Source organism: Halorubrum trueperi (assembly GCF_042662525.1).
Lineage (GTDB): Archaea > Halobacteriota > Halobacteria > Halobacteriales > Haloferacaceae > Halorubrum > Halorubrum trueperi.
This window is the reverse complement of record NZ_JBHSXI010000011.1, coordinates 1-17,200: the sequence shown is the minus strand read 5'-3', so window position 1 is coordinate 17,200 and position 17,200 is coordinate 1. Positions and strand designations below refer to the sequence as shown.

At 57.6% G+C, this 17,200-nt stretch carries 17 protein-coding genes; 7 read left to right on the top strand and 10 right to left on the bottom strand.

Annotated elements, in window-relative coordinates; all coding sequences use genetic code 11:
* Positions 1–347: 347 nt before the first annotated feature.
* From ACFQEY_RS10025 to ACFQEY_RS10010, 4 genes are all read right to left on the bottom strand, one after another.
* Entirely contained in the window at positions 348–1,355 is a 1,008-nt protein-coding gene (locus tag ACFQEY_RS10025; RefSeq protein WP_379768028.1) for a hypothetical protein, read from the bottom strand.
* Positions 1,356–1,472: 117 nt separating this feature from the next.
* Positions 1,473–1,940 carry a DUF7970 domain-containing protein gene (locus ACFQEY_RS10020; protein ID WP_379768026.1) on the bottom strand — a complete coding sequence of 156 codons (468 nt, stop codon included), beginning with the start codon at positions 1,938–1,940 and terminating at the stop codon, positions 1,473–1,475.
* Complete coding sequence (locus ACFQEY_RS10015) at positions 1,940–2,821, bottom strand: ParA family protein (RefSeq protein ID WP_379768023.1); 882 nt, start codon at positions 2,819–2,821, stop codon at positions 1,940–1,942. Before ACFQEY_RS10015 ends, ACFQEY_RS10020 begins: the two co-directional genes overlap by 1 nt.
* Positions 2,822–3,350: 529 nt before the next feature.
* Complete coding sequence (locus tag ACFQEY_RS10010; RefSeq protein WP_379768020.1) at positions 3,351–4,595, bottom strand: tyrosine-type recombinase/integrase; 1,245 nt, start codon at positions 4,593–4,595, stop codon at positions 3,351–3,353.
* A gap of 495 nt (positions 4,596–5,090) precedes the next feature.
* On the opposite strand from ACFQEY_RS10010, the gene ACFQEY_RS10005 reads away from it, so the two are divergent.
* Both ACFQEY_RS10005 and ACFQEY_RS10000 read left to right on the top strand, forming a co-directional pair.
* The gene (locus ACFQEY_RS10005) at positions 5,091–5,555 is read left to right on the top strand and encodes a hypothetical protein (RefSeq protein WP_379768017.1); all 465 of its coding nucleotides are present in this window, start codon (positions 5,091–5,093) and stop codon (positions 5,553–5,555) included.
* Positions 5,556–6,018: 463 nt separating this feature from the next.
* A complete protein-coding gene (locus ACFQEY_RS10000) occupies positions 6,019–7,917 on the top strand; it encodes a transposase (RefSeq protein ID WP_379768014.1) in 1,899 nt (632 codons plus the stop codon).
* Between the two features lie 419 nt (positions 7,918–8,336).
* Here the strand turns inward: ACFQEY_RS10000 and ACFQEY_RS09995 are convergent, their stop codons facing one another.
* The 4 genes from ACFQEY_RS09995 to ACFQEY_RS09985 all read right to left on the bottom strand — a co-directional run bounded on the left by ACFQEY_RS09995 (position 8,337) and on the right by ACFQEY_RS09985 (position 10,478).
* Positions 8,337–9,005, bottom strand: coding sequence for a helix-turn-helix domain-containing protein (locus ACFQEY_RS09995; RefSeq protein WP_379768011.1), 669 nt, complete (start codon positions 9,003–9,005; stop codon positions 8,337–8,339).
* 223 nt (positions 9,006–9,228) lie between these two features.
* Positions 9,229–9,627 carry a DUF7972 family membrane protein gene (locus tag ACFQEY_RS18785; RefSeq protein WP_465261634.1) on the bottom strand — a complete coding sequence of 133 codons (399 nt, stop codon included), beginning with the start codon at positions 9,625–9,627 and terminating at the stop codon, positions 9,229–9,231.
* An 87-nt stretch (positions 9,628–9,714) separates the two neighbouring features.
* Positions 9,715–9,927 (bottom strand): dodecin family protein, encoded by a 213-nt coding sequence (locus ACFQEY_RS09990; RefSeq protein ID WP_379768008.1) that lies wholly within the window; start codon positions 9,925–9,927, stop codon positions 9,715–9,717.
* A gap of 251 nt (positions 9,928–10,178) precedes the next feature.
* Positions 10,179–10,478, bottom strand: coding sequence for a DUF7130 family rubredoxin-like protein (locus tag ACFQEY_RS09985; protein ID WP_379768005.1), 300 nt, complete (start codon positions 10,476–10,478; stop codon positions 10,179–10,181).
* 240 nt (positions 10,479–10,718) lie between these two features.
* Between ACFQEY_RS09985 and ACFQEY_RS09980 the strand changes: the two genes are divergently transcribed.
* From ACFQEY_RS09980 to ACFQEY_RS09960, 5 genes are all read left to right on the top strand, one after another.
* Positions 10,719–11,036 carry a DUF5789 family protein gene (locus ACFQEY_RS09980; RefSeq protein WP_379768002.1) on the top strand — a complete coding sequence of 106 codons (318 nt, stop codon included), beginning with the start codon at positions 10,719–10,721 and terminating at the stop codon, positions 11,034–11,036.
* A gap of 167 nt (positions 11,037–11,203) precedes the next feature.
* Positions 11,204–11,446, top strand: a complete 243-nt coding sequence (locus ACFQEY_RS09975; protein WP_379767999.1) for a PRC-barrel domain containing protein — start codon at positions 11,204–11,206, stop codon at positions 11,444–11,446.
* 118 nt (positions 11,447–11,564) lie between these two features.
* Positions 11,565–12,314, top strand: coding sequence for a GNAT family N-acetyltransferase (locus ACFQEY_RS09970; RefSeq protein ID WP_379767996.1), 750 nt, complete (start codon positions 11,565–11,567; stop codon positions 12,312–12,314).
* 184 nt (positions 12,315–12,498) lie between these two features.
* The gene (locus tag ACFQEY_RS09965) at positions 12,499–12,852 is read left to right on the top strand and encodes a hypothetical protein (protein ID WP_379767993.1); all 354 of its coding nucleotides are present in this window, start codon (positions 12,499–12,501) and stop codon (positions 12,850–12,852) included.
* 167 nt (positions 12,853–13,019) lie between these two features.
* Positions 13,020–13,265 (top strand): hypothetical protein, encoded by a 246-nt coding sequence (locus ACFQEY_RS09960; protein WP_379767990.1) that lies wholly within the window; start codon positions 13,020–13,022, stop codon positions 13,263–13,265.
* 1,242 nt (positions 13,266–14,507) lie between these two features.
* On the opposite strand, the gene rdfA is transcribed toward ACFQEY_RS09960, so the two are convergent.
* Together rdfA and ACFQEY_RS09950 are read right to left on the bottom strand one after the other, a co-directional pair.
* On the bottom strand, positions 14,508–15,134 hold the full coding sequence (gene rdfA, locus ACFQEY_RS09955; protein WP_379767987.1) for a rod-determining factor RdfA: 627 nt from the start codon (positions 15,132–15,134) through the stop codon (positions 14,508–14,510).
* Positions 15,135–15,931: 797 nt separating this feature from the next.
* Complete coding sequence (locus ACFQEY_RS09950; protein ID WP_379767984.1) at positions 15,932–16,303, bottom strand: hypothetical protein; 372 nt, start codon at positions 16,301–16,303, stop codon at positions 15,932–15,934.
* Positions 16,304–17,200 lie beyond the last annotated feature (897 nt).

Below are 17,200 nucleotides of genomic sequence, written 5' to 3'. Positions count from 1 at the left end.
AAAGCCCCAGCCGCGAGGAGTGCGCACGCTCGCTGTGCTCCTCACTCGGTCGCTCACTTCGTTCGCTCCCTCGTTGCGGTGTCGCCGGACTACGTCCGGCTGCCAGAGGCGCAGGGCGAGAGAGAAGCTCTCGCTTGCAGCCGGCGGCGGAGCCGCCGGCGACGCCACCGCACCATCTCGATCATATATAAGCAACCGTCGCTCCCTCAGCTCCACCTTTACATACTACGTCGCCGGCGGCGGTCTGCATACCACTCCCGCAATCGCTCACCACTCACCATGTACTGAGCGATTCGTAAGTCCTTGGAGAACGCAGTGCCTCATTTGCCAATATTAGCGATCTAACACTACGACGATTGCCCCTCTCTCGCCGTCACTCGGTATCGGTTACCTTCGAACTCGTATGTGCGGGCATCTTGGAGTCCGAATGGGGGAACCGAACTGCTGAACTCCTCCAGATGAACTCGATCGGCGTCGTGTTTCCGGATCAGTGCGATACTGTCGCGCAATTGGTCGTTGCGGACAACCTGTTCGGCGATGACCCGTTCTGCGTCGATCTCGGAACCGTCGATGCGTTCGAGGATGAACTTGTCCGGCTGGTCATCTTCACCGTCTGATTCGCCGCGCATCGAACGCGCAACGAGCGTCTCACCGTTCCACTCCGTCTCCGAGATCGCCGCCGTCGGCGTCAACTGTAGCTGATCGGCGTTCAACTCGAACCCCGTTGCGAGTGCGATGCTCTCCTCGTAGGAGGCGGCCGCGAACCATCCGTCGGTCCCAAACGCGTAGTGGCCCCCACCGAGACCGGCGAGTGTGAGCGATTCTGTCCCCTCTACGTGTTCGATGGAATCTCCGTCACTACCGCGACCGGTTGCTACCGTTACGGTCCACGTGTGTTCGTCGCCGGCCTCCAGCGGCGTTAGCGGTTCCGGCCAGGCCTCGGGCGCGATGTAGTACCAGTCGCCGTCCACGCGCTTGTATAGTTGCCAGTGATAGTGATTGGTCTCGAACCGTTGTTCACTCCGATTTCGGAGCGTGAACCCAACCGACTGATCCAACTGGACTGACTGGGTCTCTGGAACGAGTACGATAGGCATCTCCTCGGAATCGACCGCCTCGTAGCAGACAACCCGTTCCGTACTATCAAACGACGGGCACTTGTCCGAGATGGTATTCCCGGGGAAGTCCGGAACCGATTGGTTAGATCCGGGTGATGTTGTTTCACCGTCCCCTTTCGTCGTCGCGGTTTCGTTTGTGTCGTTCGATTCTTTTGGTCCCGCCGTACAGCCGGCGAGGAGGACACCACCGCCCGTATAAAGGGCCGAAAGAACCTGCCTTCGGGAGGGCTTGGTCATGTTGTCTTGCGTCCAACGGTATTGGTATCTGTTTTCTGTCCTTACCGTCTTGTAGCGCCGTACCTTCAGAACTTGTGAACTTCTGACCCCGGTGCAAAGAATATATCCACATGTGGTTTATTCTAGAGCGTATCCCCACTCTTCGAGTACGTCGGCGACGTCGTCGACGCGCTGGAGCCCGACCAGCAGTGCGGCTTCCCGGAGATCGGCCTTCCGAACGCTTTCCCCGAGGCGATTTTCGATGGCGATCTTCTGCGTTCGCTGTGTCTCGAGCGTGCCCTGTTGTAAGTGGAGCTGAACGGTCTGCTCACGCCCGTCCGTGATGCTATTCCGGCGAAGGATCCACGGAATGTCGGACGGCGTGGACTCACCGTGATCCCGCTGGACGGACGCTACATCGGCGTCGCTCGCCGAGAGATCGGCGTCACTGGCTGAGAAATCGGCCTCGTCCTCTGAGAACTCAGACGCGGATTCAGTCGCGTCCGTCTCTGCATCAGTTTCGTCCCGATCGACTTCCGAGTCGTCCGGGTCGTCCGATTCTTCCTCGTCCCACCCGTTGACGGTGCCCTCTTTGAATCCCCCCATTAGACGGTCACCTCCTCGGGCCTCTCGATCGCACCGGGATCGGGCGGTGACGGCGGCGTAATTCCGCCCTGCGTTTCGAGGAACCGTGCGATCCGATCGAACTCGGCGAGCGTCTCGATTTCGTAGTCTCTGCGGGTGTTTCGGTGGGTCCGGACGAACTTGAACGCACTGCACTGCTGTCGCCAGCAGCCCTCCATCATGGACGTCCGGTCGCCGATGACTTCAGGCACTTCGAACGGAACGTCGTCGACGATTTCTCGCTGGTCGTTCGTTCCTTTGAATCCGATCGGGATCGCGCCCAACACGCCGACATCGATGTTCAGTTGCGCGGCGAAATTTGTTGCGAGCTCTTCGAGCCCCTCGACCGACGCCTCCCCCTTCGCCGAGGGCTCGAACGGGATGAGCAGGTTGCGAGTCGCGTAGATCGCGTTGTACAGGTGGTCGGATTCGGTCGCCGGCGGGTCGCAGATAAGTACGTCGTAGCGGTCCGGTACGTCGTTCTCGCCGAGTACGCGGCGGAGTTGCGCGTAGATGTTGTACGCGTCACCGAAGTCCTCGGCCCGACTCTGCTCGCGGGCGAGGTGGTCGGGAAGGTCCGAAAGCGTGTTGTGCTCCGGAATGATGTCGACTCCTTCCGCCGTTCGGATCAGATCGTCGAACTCACCCGCCGGATTGTCGACGAGGTGCCGCACGAGGCTGTCCGACGACGAATCACTCCGATCGCTATCGACGTCGAACAGGCGACTCAGGTTCCCGTCCTGCGGATCGAGCGGGACAACGAGGACGTCGAGCCCCGCCCGCTCGTGAGCGCGCGCGACGTTCGCCGCCAGCGATGTCTTCCCGACCCCGCCGGCCTCGCTGTAAACGGTGTACGAGAGCATATCGGTCAAATTCGGCGCGAAGAGCATAAAATTACGTCAGACACATAGGTAACACACATGCCTCAGACACCTGCCTAAGGAATATGTATGAGATACATACCTAAGAAACATGTCTAAGACAGGTATTTAAGATATATACCTAAGTAAGTTATCTATGGCTGTGTGGTAAGAAAGCAATCCACGAAACATCTTTAAGATAGATCGACAAGTGGGACAACAGAATCAGTTATCTTAGACGGCCATCCAGGTCGGTCAGCTGAGAGGAGGAGAGAGCGGCAGTGAGATATCGATAGCAAAACGACCGCCGCCTCAGATAGCGTTCTCAGACGCACACCTTGGGCGATTCTCCCAGCCAAGTATTTCACGGATCTATCTTAAGGATCTGTCTCAGGCAACTGTCTTAGATAAATATCTTAGACATGTATCTTAGGTATATATTTTAGGTATGTGTCTTCGATACATCCCGCAGCTATGTTTCTCAGACAATTGTCCGAGAAAACTCATTCGCAAACACCACCGCTAATCTGATTCAGGTCTCACTTTCAAATACCGCGGCCAGCCGCTCGTGCATGGCGTCATGCCGTGCCCGACGGGCCTGTTCTTCGCTTAGATACTTGTCGACCACGACGGCGGCCGACGAGCTGCCCTGATCTGCGGCCATCGGGGCGACCTGTTCTTGGAGATCCCGCATGGCGTCCTGATACGCGTTGTACCAGAAGCGGCGGCAGGCGTGCGGTGTCGGTCGCTCGCCGTTGAGTGTCACGCCGGCGGCGTCGACGAGCCGCTCAAAGCGGTTGTTCACCGTTCCTGGCGCGATATGCCCCGATTCAGCGGCGTTTGAGGGGAACAGGTGGCCGTTCCAGCCGGATTCATCAAGCGCCTCGACGCGGTCGAGGTAATCCTCGACGCCGTACAGCAGTTGGACGGACGACGGGCCGTTCTTCCGGTCTTCAAACTCGATCCGCGGCGGTTCGGCGTTCGGAATGAACTGCGAGACCTGCAGCGCCGCAACCTCCCCACGACGGAGTCCCCACGCGCCGAGCGCGACTACGAGCAGGCGATCCTCCCGGTCGTCGCACACAGCCAGTATCTCACGGAGCTGATCGGGTTGCAGCGCCGGTTTCGTCTCGCCATCCTCGGTGTCGGTATCCCACCCGCCGAACGACGTAGAAACCGTCGAAGACGGGTTGTACGTCCCGATAGCACGGTTTTGAAGCCACACGTACCAGTCGTTCACGTCGTAGTGGTGCTTTGCCTTCGAGTCGTTGCTCGCCAGTTCGTCGTCGAGCACGTCGAACACGGAGAGCACGCGCTCGATCTCCTCGGGTTGGCAGTCGCGGTCGCCGACGCGATCGACGAGCGTGACTTCGCCGTGGAGGGCTTCGTACTCACGGGCGTAGCGCGCGAGGCGCGTGCGCTTCGATCGAATAGTGGTGTCGGCGAGGTTCTGCCGGCGCTGTCGGTCACGAAGGTAGGTCTCGAAGCGGTCGATCGTCTGTTCGTCGCTGATACCCCACTCGTACCCCGGGGTTCCGTCGTCTGCATCGGCGTCGACGCCGACCTTCTCGACGATGAACTGCTTGAGCGTGAGGTCGTGGTGCTCCCGAAGCGTGTAGGCGATTCCGCTGTAGCCGTGGTTAACCAGCCACTCGTACGAGGGGCGTTCTGTCGCGGGGCTCATCCCTTCGCGATACATCTCGTCGGCAATCTCCGTCTCGTAAAACTCGATCAACTCATCGAGCGACATGCGACTCCAGTTGATGACGTCACTCACGCGTATCACCCGCGACAAGCCCGCATTCTCGGGGGTAGGTCGATTTCAAGACTACCATTTTCGATGGGTAGCACTCATTCACCAATTCCTTAATACTTCTGCTGACTACATTGTCTCTTATAGACAAAGCAAATTAGCACTATGAGGCAGATACCACCCCACACATGAGTATATCGCATATCGCTATACAGAATCACCGGCCTGAAGATAGGCATGTACAGGATAATCGCTTGAATTATAATGGTTTTTAACCCCCGTCAATCGATAATAGCGGCTCTGTTGAAATCCTATTCTTCAGACATATTATCGTCTGAAACAGCCGGTCGCTGAAGGGTGCGAATTGGTCGGCTCTATTGAAGTCTTCTTCCTCAGTCATATTCTTCGCAGGAACAGATGGTTACAAAGAGCCGTACTCATCTAGTTAGTTGACCCCGCCATCGTCGTGACTATTTCACGAGGAGGACATTTATATCGCTGTATTGAGGATTTGTTGTTATGCGTTATCGATCCCTCCTCATTGGTGAATTTCCTTTTTATATCTATACACTCATGGCAACAGCCCTCCTACTGGCTATCTTTTCTCTTGGGTTTAGCGCAGACGTTGAGTTCGCCTTTGGCACGCTCATCACGCTGTGTATGCTTACGGTCGCGCTGTATGCAGGAGTCAAGTGCGGTGGATTGTTGATAGCACAGGTTGCCGTCTTCTCCGCTATCTTCTGGCGCGCTGTATTTCCACCTCTTATCGGATACCTTCGGTGGGATGACTCCTCCCAGTACCGTACCATCAGAAGTGCAGATATTTACCTTGGGCCAGAAGGAGAACTTATGTGGGGTATTGAAGCTGGCATTCAGTATGGGGTTCTTGCCGGAGTCTTCCTTGGTAGTGCTGCCTACGGTATCGGCGCACTATACCGACATCTCCGGCGCGACGATCCATCCACCTATCCGGGGATTATTTAAAAACCAATCCGGTGGTGATGTGACGTATATACCCTGCACTAAGCGATCTACGGTGGACACTTCCGGGGTTACGCGGCTGAAGCAACCGCAAGATCGCGCTTGCGGACTGAACGGCGGACGAGTGATTCAGAAGAGACTAATAATCCATATTAAGGATGAGACAGCAAACCCACTAATAAATGCTATCAACAAGAAGATAGCGACCCATCGTCGTGCGTTATCCGGGAGATACGGTATCCCACTTGGATAAATTGGGGCAAGCGTCCCTTTTTCATCAGAACCGCTTCCATCCATATAAGATGGTAAATATCCTACACTATTAGTTCTTCTCCTGTACTGAACGAACTATGCATCTTTATCGAGATAGCTGCTGCTAATCTGTCAAAGACGGCGCTATCACTTGATTTCATCGGTGAATTGTACCTGTCATTTTTATACTCCAGAGGTACTGGTTTCTGTCAAAGTGTCAGCATCCACGAGCGCCCCACCGGGAAGCAAAATCGGCTTCTACAAGAACTGGATGCCAGACCCGGACGAGTACGACGAGGCGTTCAGCAAGGTCGCGTTCGAGTTCGTTCTTTCGTACAAGCACGATGACCGTCCTCGCGTTGCCAAACTGGCCGCCGAGACATCTATCAGCATCTACGACTTCGAAGATGACGATTCGCAGCCGACGTTCGATGAACGTGCGGCTTGGCACCACAACACAGTCTCGATGAAGATATGGATCCGGGCGCACGCCTACCGGATCGCGCGCGACTGGCAAGAGACGAAACTGGCCAATTGGTTCGAGGAGAACCAGCACCTTGCCCGCGAGTTCGGGTTCACTGACGACGGCAAGGGCCTCAACCGCTTCCAAGCCGACCCACCGTCGCAGTCCCGACTGTGGGAAGTGTGGAACGAGGAGTTCACGCCGGTCGTCCGCGAAGCGTCGAAGAGACTCGCGAAGAAGCTGTTCCTCAAGGCATACGAACATGCGCTGCCGCTGCCGAACCCCACGTTCGAGCGGGAGGACCGCGAGATCGAGAGCGAATGCGGCGAGCAGCGGCTCGTTCGCGAGAAGACGAAGGAGGTCTGGCAGCAGGCGAAGCCGTTCGTCACAGACTCTTTCTACCTGAAGCGGGCGGAGAACTGGCAGGTTCACGAGAACGCATTCTGGGAGCAACACACGTTCATGGGCATGCGTGAGGACATGTTTGCGCAGTCCGGCCAGCACTCTTTCGCAATTGACTCTGGGCGCGACCGGACACCCTCCGCGTCGAACCACCGCCACCAAGTCAAGAAGCTCTCCGTTGAGGAGACGCGAGAGATGCTCCGGAACACGACCCGCGCGTTGATCGCTCGGGCGCGGCACAACGGAGAACTTGACCGGAGAATCTCAGTCGCCATCGACATTACGAAGGGAAACCCGTTCACGGGCGACCGTGACGGCCACGAAGACGTGATCCTCGGCTACAAGAACGCGGAGTACCATTACCAATGGGCGACGATTCAGGTCGTCGGCATGGACGTTCCCTTGGTCCTCGACGCTATTCCGGTCGAACGCGGCGACACGAGAGCCGAAATCGTGGACGGCCTCCTCGGGAATGCGATCGACATGCTCACCAACATCTCGCTGGTCATGATGGACCGGGAATTCGACAGCGACGATGTGAAAGACGTTTGCAGCAATCACGGCGTCTACTACCTCAACCCGGCTCGGAAACACGCCTCCGAGAAGGCCACCTGCACGCAACTCCGCGATGCGGGGAGGAAGGTGAAGGTCGAAGAACAGGGATCGCTCACGGGGTCAAACCGAAAGCGAATGTACCTCCCCGCGAGGAACCGCGAGTTATTCGCGACCGACGAGACGCCCGATCCCGACGACGAACTGGACACACGGCAAGAACTCATCAGCGAGTTCGCGGACATCGGTGGCGATTCCGAGGAACGGGGCGAGATGTTCAGCGACCTGCTGGACGATCTCCATGAGGAGGAAGGCGAACTGCGTGGGAACGAAGACGACACTCGGGCATACGCGTTGTTCGAGACGAACCACCCTGACCTCGACGGACTCTCCGACGCCGACAAACAGACGCAGCTCCAGCAGGTTCGGAGTGTCGTCAGTCGTTACTCAGCGCGGTGGGGCATCGAGAACGGCTACAAGAAGTTGAAGAAGTTCCGCGTCCGCACGACATCGAAGGACCCGCAGTACCGCTTCTTCAACTTCGCATTCGCGTGCGTCCTCTACAACGTCTGGCGGCTCGTTGACCTCCTGGTGAAGATTGCTCTGGAGGATGACCCCGACTACGCACCACGCGTCGACGCCAACCAGTTCCTCACGCTCGCGAAGCAGTTCTACGGCCTCGAACCGCCCGACTGACGCACTTTTCCCTCGTGTTCTCCCTCGCTGAATAGCCACAGGCTTCATTTTATACCCCGATTTTTGACGTTAATAGCGGATCCGTGAGCGGTGATCGGCGTCAACCGTCGTCCCGCCCGTGTAGAGAGTTACTTCTGCCAATCAGTACCGCAAAAAATTGGGCCGATTCTACCGATGATTTACTTAAATGCCTGCCTTCTAACCGGCATATGGTACCCCACAGTTTCGGAAGATCAGTCGGTTTTCGCGGTGGAGTATATTGAGGAACTCATACGTAGTGGCTCTGAGCATCAGTCACGCGGGGCTTCCTGCTTCGTTTTGCAAGCAGTTGAAACGACATCCTTCAGTGCGCTGAGCCGCCGAATCACCCGAACGCACGACCGCGGACCACCCTCGTCTTCGGTGGCGTAGCGGGAGACTTACTGTCGAGTTTCCATTCCGATCGCCGACTCCGCAAGCATCTGCTCGACGAGATGCGAGTGGCCTCGACGGAGGCGTTCGGAGACGGCTTGATGTGACACGTCGAAATCCATTGCTAACTCCTTCAGCGTCGTGCTCCGTGGGACGCTGTAGTAATCGGTCTGGAACGCGTGGGCGATGGTGCTGTACTGTGTCGCCGACAGCCCTCCCTTGTCGCCTTCTCGACAGGAGAGATTACCGATGCGAGAGAGCGACGGGCCGATACCGTCGTCACGCCACGTTTGAAACGTCTTGGACGCCGTCGCGCGGTCGGGGAACAGAATCCGGAACGTCCATCCACCGGACGTTCTCCGGACGCCGAGTACCGAACCGTCGATCTCGGCGAATCCGTCGATACGACACGCCGCGCGTGCTGTCCAGTCGATCGAGTACAGATCTCGACCGTCGTCTCTGGACAAGCATCGCGCGCGTTCCGTAGACGAATCGTTCCGCATGGCGGCCTCCAGTCGGTCCGGGCGGCTCGTCGATACCCAGAGGAACGGCGACGTACACGCCGAACTGTGAATGGCAAAGCGAACAAATTCCAGTTCTACATCCGGAACCTGTGCGATGGTCTCCTCGAGAACGAACCGGTCGGTTGGGATAGTGGCATCGACGACGGTCTCCATATGCAGTTACTGTCCGTGACGGAGTTTTAGTATGAACTGCGTAGACGAGCCTCTGGTCGGGAGACGCTGAAGGGATAAAAGTCCGCATCTGTGACCCCGCAACTCACGATCGAATACGCACGTCTTATCTTTTGTATCGCTCCCTTAAATCGAATCGAGCGACCGGGGTGAGACCGTTTCGTGGAGATTCGCTGCCAAACCAACAGCGAGAGTGTGCCCTTGCTTACCGCGAGGCGATGGGCTGGGTGACCCGATTCACTGCGCTGCGACGGTCCGACGTGAGCCGGTCCCCGATCCCAGATCCACCGCGGTAAGCGTCCGAAGATTGTTGTGTTTCTCTCGATACTCGAACAGCCGGCAGCCCAGCGGGGCCCCTGAAAGCTGTGAGTGCTCGTCGTTCGGTCCCCAGCAGTCGCGAGAGCGTCGCGAGATTTCGCTGAATGGCTATCGTTTTGTAGAACTGCCGAAGGACGGTGATCGACTCGAGGACTTCCTCGATGATCCGGAACCCCTCCGAAATCCCTTTGGGAATCGACGCCGCGTACTCGTTCCGAAGGTATCGAACAGCGATCATACTTTGCGCGTACTCGACTCCCAGAACGGCACCGAGGACGGTGTTCACCCCCGCGTTGGATTTGGGACTTGCGTCGAGTTTGCGAGGAGAACCGATCCCACTGGAACTCCGCGGCACGCGGGATCGTCCTTCCGATTATTGGCCGCCGTCCCGGACCGGGAACGCCACTTCGACGGTGGCCTTGTACTCGGTGATCGAGCCGTCTTCGACGTTCGCCGTGTGGTCCTGAATCTCGACGCCGCTGATGTCATCGACGGTCTTGCTCGCCTCGCTGACCGCCTCGCGAGCCGCGTCTTCCCACGATTCGGACGAGGTTCCTAGCACTTTGATAATTTTGACTGCTGTCATGTTGTCCGCATTCGTCCACACGACGTGACTTATTAATTATAAATATGCTACTGAACGTTGGGTTGGGTTACCGGAGATAAGAGGCCGCTACCGCGTGGTCACGTCGGCGAGATGTCTCAACCCAGGGATCGACTCACTCGAGCATCCGGCAGTCCTGGTAATCGCCTCATCGCATGAGTGAATCGCGTTTCGCACTCCCGCGGTCCTTCCCGACGAGCACACGCCCCGATTCGCACGTGGGCGGGTCCAGATCAATCCTCTTCGACGGCGGAAATTGCTTCCCGGGGAGCGGTACAGTTCGGGCACGACTCCGGCAACCCCTCCTCCAGTTCGCCCATCTCTCCGCATTCGGCACACCGCCACATCAGATAGCCCTCGCCGAACTCCTGTCCCGGTACTTCCTCGACCTCGCTCTCGTCGGGGGGTATCGCTTCAGCTTCGAATCCAGTGTCGGTGACACCGCTCACACGTCCAACCACCTGGCGGTCGCTGTCGTACACCAGTTCTCCCGGTTCGACCGACACACTCCGGACTTCAATCTGGTCGTCCATACCCTCCCTTTGGTTCGCCCGTCTAATCAACTTGGGGGACAATATACGTGGAATCCCGTCGATGAGTGATGTGAGTATCGGCCGCCCCGTCGCGGCTCTGCTGTCCCGGTGCCGTGTGTGATCGCCTCGCAACCGCGTCGGTCGGTCTCCGGTGAATGAGTACCGGACGCTGAAGGCGGTACATATCACCTTGCAAACGCCTGCAGAAGCCTTTCCACCTCGACTTGTCGAAGGACTACTATGACACATCCCGACGACACCCGAGAACACGGTATCGAGTTCGGCGGTCTGATCAGCGACCTCGAGGAGGAGTCGTACCCGCTGTCTCACGAGACGCTCCTCAGCCGGTACGGTGACCGCGAGCTTGGACTCATCAACGATCAGGTCACGCTACGCGAGGTACTCTCCCCGGAGAATGAGCAACAATACGAGGACACCGAGAGCGTCCGACAGGCCATATTGAATATGGTCGGCGACGAAGCGGTGGGCCGAGAGAGGTACAGCGATCGGGGCGGGAATGCAACGGACGACGATCCCACCGAGTCGGAGTCGTTCTGAATTGGGGCAACGTGGCTGGGCGTCCTGAAATCGAGTGGTAGCACCGAGCAAACTTTCTGATGGTGACAGCAGGAGGATTCGATTCGATCAGACCCCTACCCACTCATATACGCCCGGCACAGGCAAGCAGAATCCTTAGCCTCGAAACAGTCGTTGGTGGGATCACAATGCAAGATAGTGTGACGTTGACAGAGGACGACGAAGGCAAGACCGTAATAAACTCCAACGGCGACAAAATTGGTCGCGTCGTCAACGTGGAACACGGCAAGGCTCACGTCGATCCCGATCCGGGGTTGACGGACAGGATCCGATCCAAACTGGGCTGGGGCGAGGCCGACGAGGGGGACTACGTACTCGACAGCTCCAGCATCGAACGCGTCTCCGACGGCGAGATTCACCTGAGCAGGTAGCATCGCCCTCGGCCCTTACCGGTCAGTCTCTTGCTGGATCCGTCTTTTCAGCCCGAGATTGCGATGCGGCGACGCACATCACCGGACGACGATTGCCAATTCAATGTTAACAAATGACATGAACGTTCGTACCGCGGAGTCGGACGATCGGGAACAGATCAGAGCGATCGCGCGGGACTCGCTGCGATCGTCGTACTCGCTCAGCCCCGAGCAGATCGAGACGATACTCGAAGAGGAGTTCGACGACGCGTCGCTGTCCGACTTGCTCGACGACGCCGATACGGTGGTACTCGTCGTCGACGAGACGATCGACGGGACGGAGACGGTCCGCGGCTTCGTCACCGTCGAAATCGGTACGGAAGCGACGATCCGGTGGCTCCACGTGGATCCGACGGCGCGAGGTGGGGGCGTCGCCACGGCGCTGCTCGAACGCGTCCGCGAACGGTTTTCCGGGAAGCCGATCGCGGCGTGTATCCTCGACGACGCCGTCGAGGGCGGCGAGTTCCTCGAAGGATTCGGCCTTAAACGAGGCGACCATGACCAGATACTGGTCGGCGGGGAGGAGTTCGCTGTCACGATGTTCACGGAAGGCCAATCGACGGAGACGCCGAACGAACCTCCGGTCACCGTCCCGGAATCCGTCACCGTCGACGGGGTCGATCGCCCCGTCGATCACGACGACAGCGTTCCAGGCAGTGAGGCCCCATTTTTCACGGTGTACTGTGCGGACGACGAGGAGGAAGCGTACGGGTACTTCTGTTCACAGTGCGGCAGTACGGATGTCTCCGTCGACGGGCTCGACAGGCTCGAGTGCGGGAACTGTGGCAACACTCATCTGGCCGACGAATGGGACGATGCGTACCTCTGACACCGACTGATGACGGACGGCGCACAGGCGACGCGTCCGGAGCGACCCGATCCGTCGGCCGTACGACCTCGTCGTCGCGACCGGCCGTAGGCGGTCCTCCGGGTTGCGTGAGACTTGAGATCGTTCTCGACAGATCTAGTACATATTGGCGAGGTTTTATTGAGGTAGTCGGCGAAAAGAAAGTATGGCAACAGGATTCATCGGTTCGATAGTTGCATTCGTCGTCGCCCTCCTGATCGGAGGGCTCGCTATCTACATCAGTGGCCGCGTAATCGCAGACACCGACGACTACAGCCACGCCGTTATCACTGCGCTGATCGGTGCCATCGCGTGGGCGCTGACGGCCTGGATCCCGCTTTTCGGGCCCATCGTCGCGCTGATCGTGTGGATCACCGTCATCAACTGGCGGTATCCGGGCGGCTGGCTCCAAGCCGTACTCATCGGCCTCGTCGCTTGGGTTTCGGCGCTCGCAATCCTCTTCGTCCTGAACGGGTTCCTCGGACTCGGGATCGGTGCCTTCGGGGTTCCGGGGGTGTAATTCGATGGTACCCATTCAACTCATCGGGACCGCGTGGACTGTCTGGAAACTGGCGAGGAGACGGGTGGGTCCCGTCGGCGCACTGCTCATCACCGCGGTCATTATCGGTGGCGTGGTCTATCTCAAGCCTCGATTGGCGGAGAAAGTCCCCGCACTTGCAGCGATAGTTGAGATCACGGAACGCGCTCGATCTCCAGCGCGAACGTGAGGGCAGCCTCGGCGTGATCGGGCTCTCCCCCGCGTACGGCCTCTCTCTCTCCGATTTCGGCACGCGCTTCGTCTTTCGAAATCTCCTTGACGAGGAGGTCGAACCGGACGAGGCGGTGATATTCCACGTCGGACACACCATTTACGGACTGACCCTGGAGACGTGGATGAGCTTCAGCGACCGCCCTGGTGAGGTGTACGAATGAGGGGACGTCACCGATCTCAAAACGTCGGTCACTGTGATTCTCGAACGTATCGCGGATCGAGACGTCAGAACCCGATCGCTGAGCGTGATGTTTCCGCATTCCTCCGTCTGAAGCGAGTAGGATCGGTCGAGAAATGGGGATTCAACTCGCGCTGCCGTCACATTGTTAGAGAGTGTCCTCTCTCCGTAAGCACGGCTTTCCCCTCGTCAGCGACCGGTGCCGTCAGCCGGCGATCGCAGTTCGCTGTGCACTCCGGTTACCGGCCCGTGGGCGGACCGGTATCTTCGTGTCGCAACCGACCGGAACACCGACCGCGTCCACCGTCCCCCCTCGTCCGATGTGCACACGGAGGGTGGAGGAGTGTATCGGCCGCTGGCCGATGGACGAGAAGTACTCCGGCCTATCATCGGCTTCGATCCGAAGGATAGCCGATGCACAGGCTGCCAGTGATCCGAGTCCGATCGCGAACACACGCACCGAACCGAACAGTGATCAATAACAAGAGTACTATTGTTATGGCTAAAAACGTCACTCAGTCTTCAACAAGGAGAACGGGTCTGTTGAAATCCTCAACAAGAGACACATCCTCCCCAGGGCACGGTCAATATGGGAAGAGCGGCGAGTAATTTCGGGAGTGGGTATTGCAGACCGCCGTCGGCGACGTGGTATTTAAACAGGCGAGCGCGACGGCGACGACTGCTTATAAATGAACGATGCTGTTGGCGTGCCTCCGAGCGCCCGCAGGGCGCGAGGAGCCCGCGAGGGAGCCCGTGGCCGCTTATAAGCGGCCACGGCGAGGTTGGGGAGGCGTGAGGTGCGGGGCTGTTGTTGTGTAGGGTGGGATTCAAAGGGGCAGCCGCGAGGGCGAAGCCCGGCGCAGTAAGCACCGCAGCGAAGGAGTGTTAGCGACTGAGCGAGGAGCGCAGCAAGCCGCGCGAGTCGTCGCGGCTGGGGCTGTGAACGTGTTCACCGCGCCAGCAACGATTTATAAATAGCCGCCAGCAACACCTCTTTCTCACTTATAAACGACCACACCTCAGAATTGACATACTTACTCCCGTAATCGATCAAGAGGGTCCGTTCAGCGACCAACTATTTCGGACAGAATATGTCTGAATAAGATGATTGCAACAGAGCCGGGTGATCGGTTTCTGGAATCGGAGTCGAACGCGCGCTGTTCTGAGGACTACCCTCGTTTCGACGGCGGAATCGTCTCCATCGGAGTTCGGGCTTCCGACCGGCTTACTGCGTGGTCGTACAGGCGCACTGTCCGGTATCGAGGAGCCGATCCACGGAATACTGCGAGTCACACTCCGAGCAGTAGACCTGGACTTGGACGGTAACGGTGGGAGATCCGATCTCGAGGTAACCCTGTCGATGGAGCCGGGTGATCTTGTCTTGGACGATCGCTTCGGTTCGGGCGGCGAACCGTCGAATGCTCTCGGCTTCGCGGCCGACCCTGTCCTCCTCGGACCGCTCGTACTCTGCGTTTCGGTACGTCTTCAGATACGTCCTCACGGCTTGGTAGCTGACGAACTCCTCCCGAAGCCGTTCGACGTCGACACCCGCCCGCTCGAGCCACCGAACCGCCTCGACTCGATCGCCTGGGGTCACGTCGTCGTCCGTCAGGAGTCGGTAATAGTTCGCCGCCTCGCCGTCGAGGTCGGCCATTCCAGCCTCCCGCATCGCGGTACGCAGAAGCTCTCGGTTGAATCGGTCGGCGAGCGCTCTCAGACTCCACCGATCCGCCTCCCGCGTCCACAGGTGTTCGAGCTCTTCTCCCAGCGGCTCCAGCTCGTACTTCCGTATCAGTTGGGCCACCTTCGATTCCCGTCCGGGCTTGGAAGAACGCCGTTCGTGATCGGACACATGCGATCGTGCGGACACGAACAAGTAACTCTTTCCATCACAATAGAACTGCTGTTAGGAATTAGGACTCACAGGGACGGAGATCGAGCGAGTCGAGACGGTGGGCGTAGAGCGGCTCGGTGAGTCGATGGATCTGGTCCAACACGCATTGGGGCACGGAACTCACCTTATTACGGCCTTACTCCCTAATAATATCAGTGTACTCGATGATAAAACATCAAAAATATATGGAATATGATCGTACAAGTTGGGTGCTCACCGCCGCTTAAGTGCTCGGAATTATGATCTCTTCCTCTCTACGGTGCGCCAGTAGCAATCAATTTCCTCGGCACCGAGCGCGGGATTCAGCGGGGCCCCTGAACCGCCGCTGCCCGCTCCTCAATCTGGTCCTTCGACTCCGTTTCGATGGTTCAAACTGCGTCCTACCCGCGACATGTGGTAAATGGAGCGCTCAGAATCCGTTGCAATTCGATCGATCAGACGCTGTTCTCGGCGAAATAGCCATGACGGAGGGGTGCTCGGGAATCCTCGCCTTTGTGAGCGACCGCCTCATCCGTATTTGCCTCGTTCCGTAGCTGCCGAACCAGATACCTGTGCACGAGGTGGAGGTGCACCCCGATACCGAAAAACTGTTTCTCGTTTCGTCGGCCGCGGCCTCGTCCGATCTCGTGTAAACCATCCGATCTACTATCGACCGAGGTGTGACAGGGTTGTTTGATTTGGCCCCGCCCACAAGAAGCGAGATTTTCTCGTTAAAAATACCGAAGATTCTAGCGCGTTCCTCGCTGCCGCATTGATTACTCGTCCGTTTCGTTGTCCATTCCGTCGTCCGTCTCATTGCCTGCACCGTCATCCGTCTCATTGCCTGGACCGTCATCCGTCTCATTGCCTGCACCGTCATCCGTCTCGTTGTCCATTCCGTCGTCCGTTTCGTCGTCGGTACCGCCTCCGGTTTCGTCGTCCATTCCGTCGTCCGTTTCGTCGTCGGTACCGCCTCCGGTTTCGTCGTCCATTCCGTCGTCCGTTTCGTCGTCGGTACCGCCATCGGGGTCGTTTTCTGGGCCATCCGAAGGCGCTTCCGGATCGTCTGAACAGCCGGCGACGGCGATTATTCCGGCCGCACCGACGATGCTAACGAACTTTCGGCGATCGAGCTCTTTTCGTACCATATGTTGAACTCCACCGACCCATCTGTGCTCCGTACCCATTGTTACGAGTCCGATACGGGAATAATTGAATGATTAATACGTAGTGGTACCGTGGAAAGCGATATGAACTACCCTACTCTCACTGCTTATTGATTGCGACGAGGACTACCGTATACCGGACGGTCGTCTTGGACCTCAGATCATTGAGTAGGTGTCTCCACGTCCGGCTACATTTCACTCGCGTACCAAAGACTGACTGAGACACTATTCGGGACAGCACCTTCTGTGTCTCTCCGGAATTAGGAGTCGTCCTCCTCGCGAGATAACTACGATATTCTGGTCTCGAACGTACGCGAAAAGAAAACGCCTATCTTGTATAGAATTCGTTATCAGCGATATGTCGCACCGACCTGTCCCTGAACCAATAACGGTAAAATTGTTCGGTATACTACAGCAATCGACCGGAACAGGAACTCTCAGGACCGGGCACCAGTCGATGAGACGAGTACCATGAAATCGTTCGTGGAATGTAAGTTGTTGATCCGAACTCGATCCCGAATAGCGATAAAATAACGTAGCCGTGGATCTTATATGTTTTGTAGGACCCATCGTTCGGCGACTATATTCAGTTTCGACTCCGCATTGAGGCGGCAAATCAGACGCATGTTTGTTTGATAAATACAAACAAATAGAGAATAGCAAAACCGCAGTACTCGTTCGGCTCACGACTGCACAGATTTCCAAGGGATCTCACGTAACACCCACATCGCCGCTTGTTCGTGGTTCCTGAACGAATTACGGACTGCCAGCACAATTCACATTTCACAAACACACTTTAGGTGAGGTTCGGAACCATCCGTCTTTAGCTAAGCGAAGGACCACGTGACAGCGGCGGCTTATCGAGGCTACTTTTCGAGA

Excerpts from the sequence above, each read along its gene's own strand:
- ACFQEY_RS10025 (WP_379768028.1), bottom strand. The coding sequence starts at position 1,355 with ATGACCAAGCCCTCCCGAAGGCAGGTTCTTTCGGCCCTTTATACGGGC.
- ACFQEY_RS10020 (WP_379768026.1), bottom strand. The coding sequence starts at position 1,940 with ATGGGGGGATTCAAAGAGGGCACCGTCAACGGGTGGGACGAGGAAGAA.
- ACFQEY_RS10015 (WP_379768023.1), bottom strand. The coding sequence starts at position 2,821 with ATGCTCTCGTACACCGTTTACAGCGAGGCCGGCGGGGTCGGGAAGACA.
- ACFQEY_RS10005 (WP_379768017.1), top strand. The coding sequence starts at position 5,091 with ATGCGTTATCGATCCCTCCTCATTGGTGAATTTCCTTTTTATATCTAT.
- ACFQEY_RS09995 (WP_379768011.1), bottom strand. The coding sequence starts at position 9,005 with ATGGAGACCGTCGTCGATGCCACTATCCCAACCGACCGGTTCGTTCTC.
- ACFQEY_RS09990 (WP_379768008.1), bottom strand. The coding sequence starts at position 9,927 with ATGACAGCAGTCAAAATTATCAAAGTGCTAGGAACCTCGTCCGAATCG.
- ACFQEY_RS09985 (WP_379768005.1), bottom strand. The coding sequence starts at position 10,478 with ATGGACGACCAGATTGAAGTCCGGAGTGTGTCGGTCGAACCGGGAGAA.
- ACFQEY_RS09980 (WP_379768002.1), top strand. The coding sequence starts at position 10,719 with ATGACACATCCCGACGACACCCGAGAACACGGTATCGAGTTCGGCGGT.
- ACFQEY_RS09975 (WP_379767999.1), top strand. The coding sequence starts at position 11,204 with ATGCAAGATAGTGTGACGTTGACAGAGGACGACGAAGGCAAGACCGTA.
- ACFQEY_RS09970 (WP_379767996.1), top strand. The coding sequence starts at position 11,565 with ATGAACGTTCGTACCGCGGAGTCGGACGATCGGGAACAGATCAGAGCG.
- ACFQEY_RS09965 (WP_379767993.1), top strand. The coding sequence starts at position 12,499 with ATGGCAACAGGATTCATCGGTTCGATAGTTGCATTCGTCGTCGCCCTC.
- ACFQEY_RS09950 (WP_379767984.1), bottom strand. The coding sequence starts at position 16,303 with ATGGTACGAAAAGAGCTCGATCGCCGAAAGTTCGTTAGCATCGTCGGT.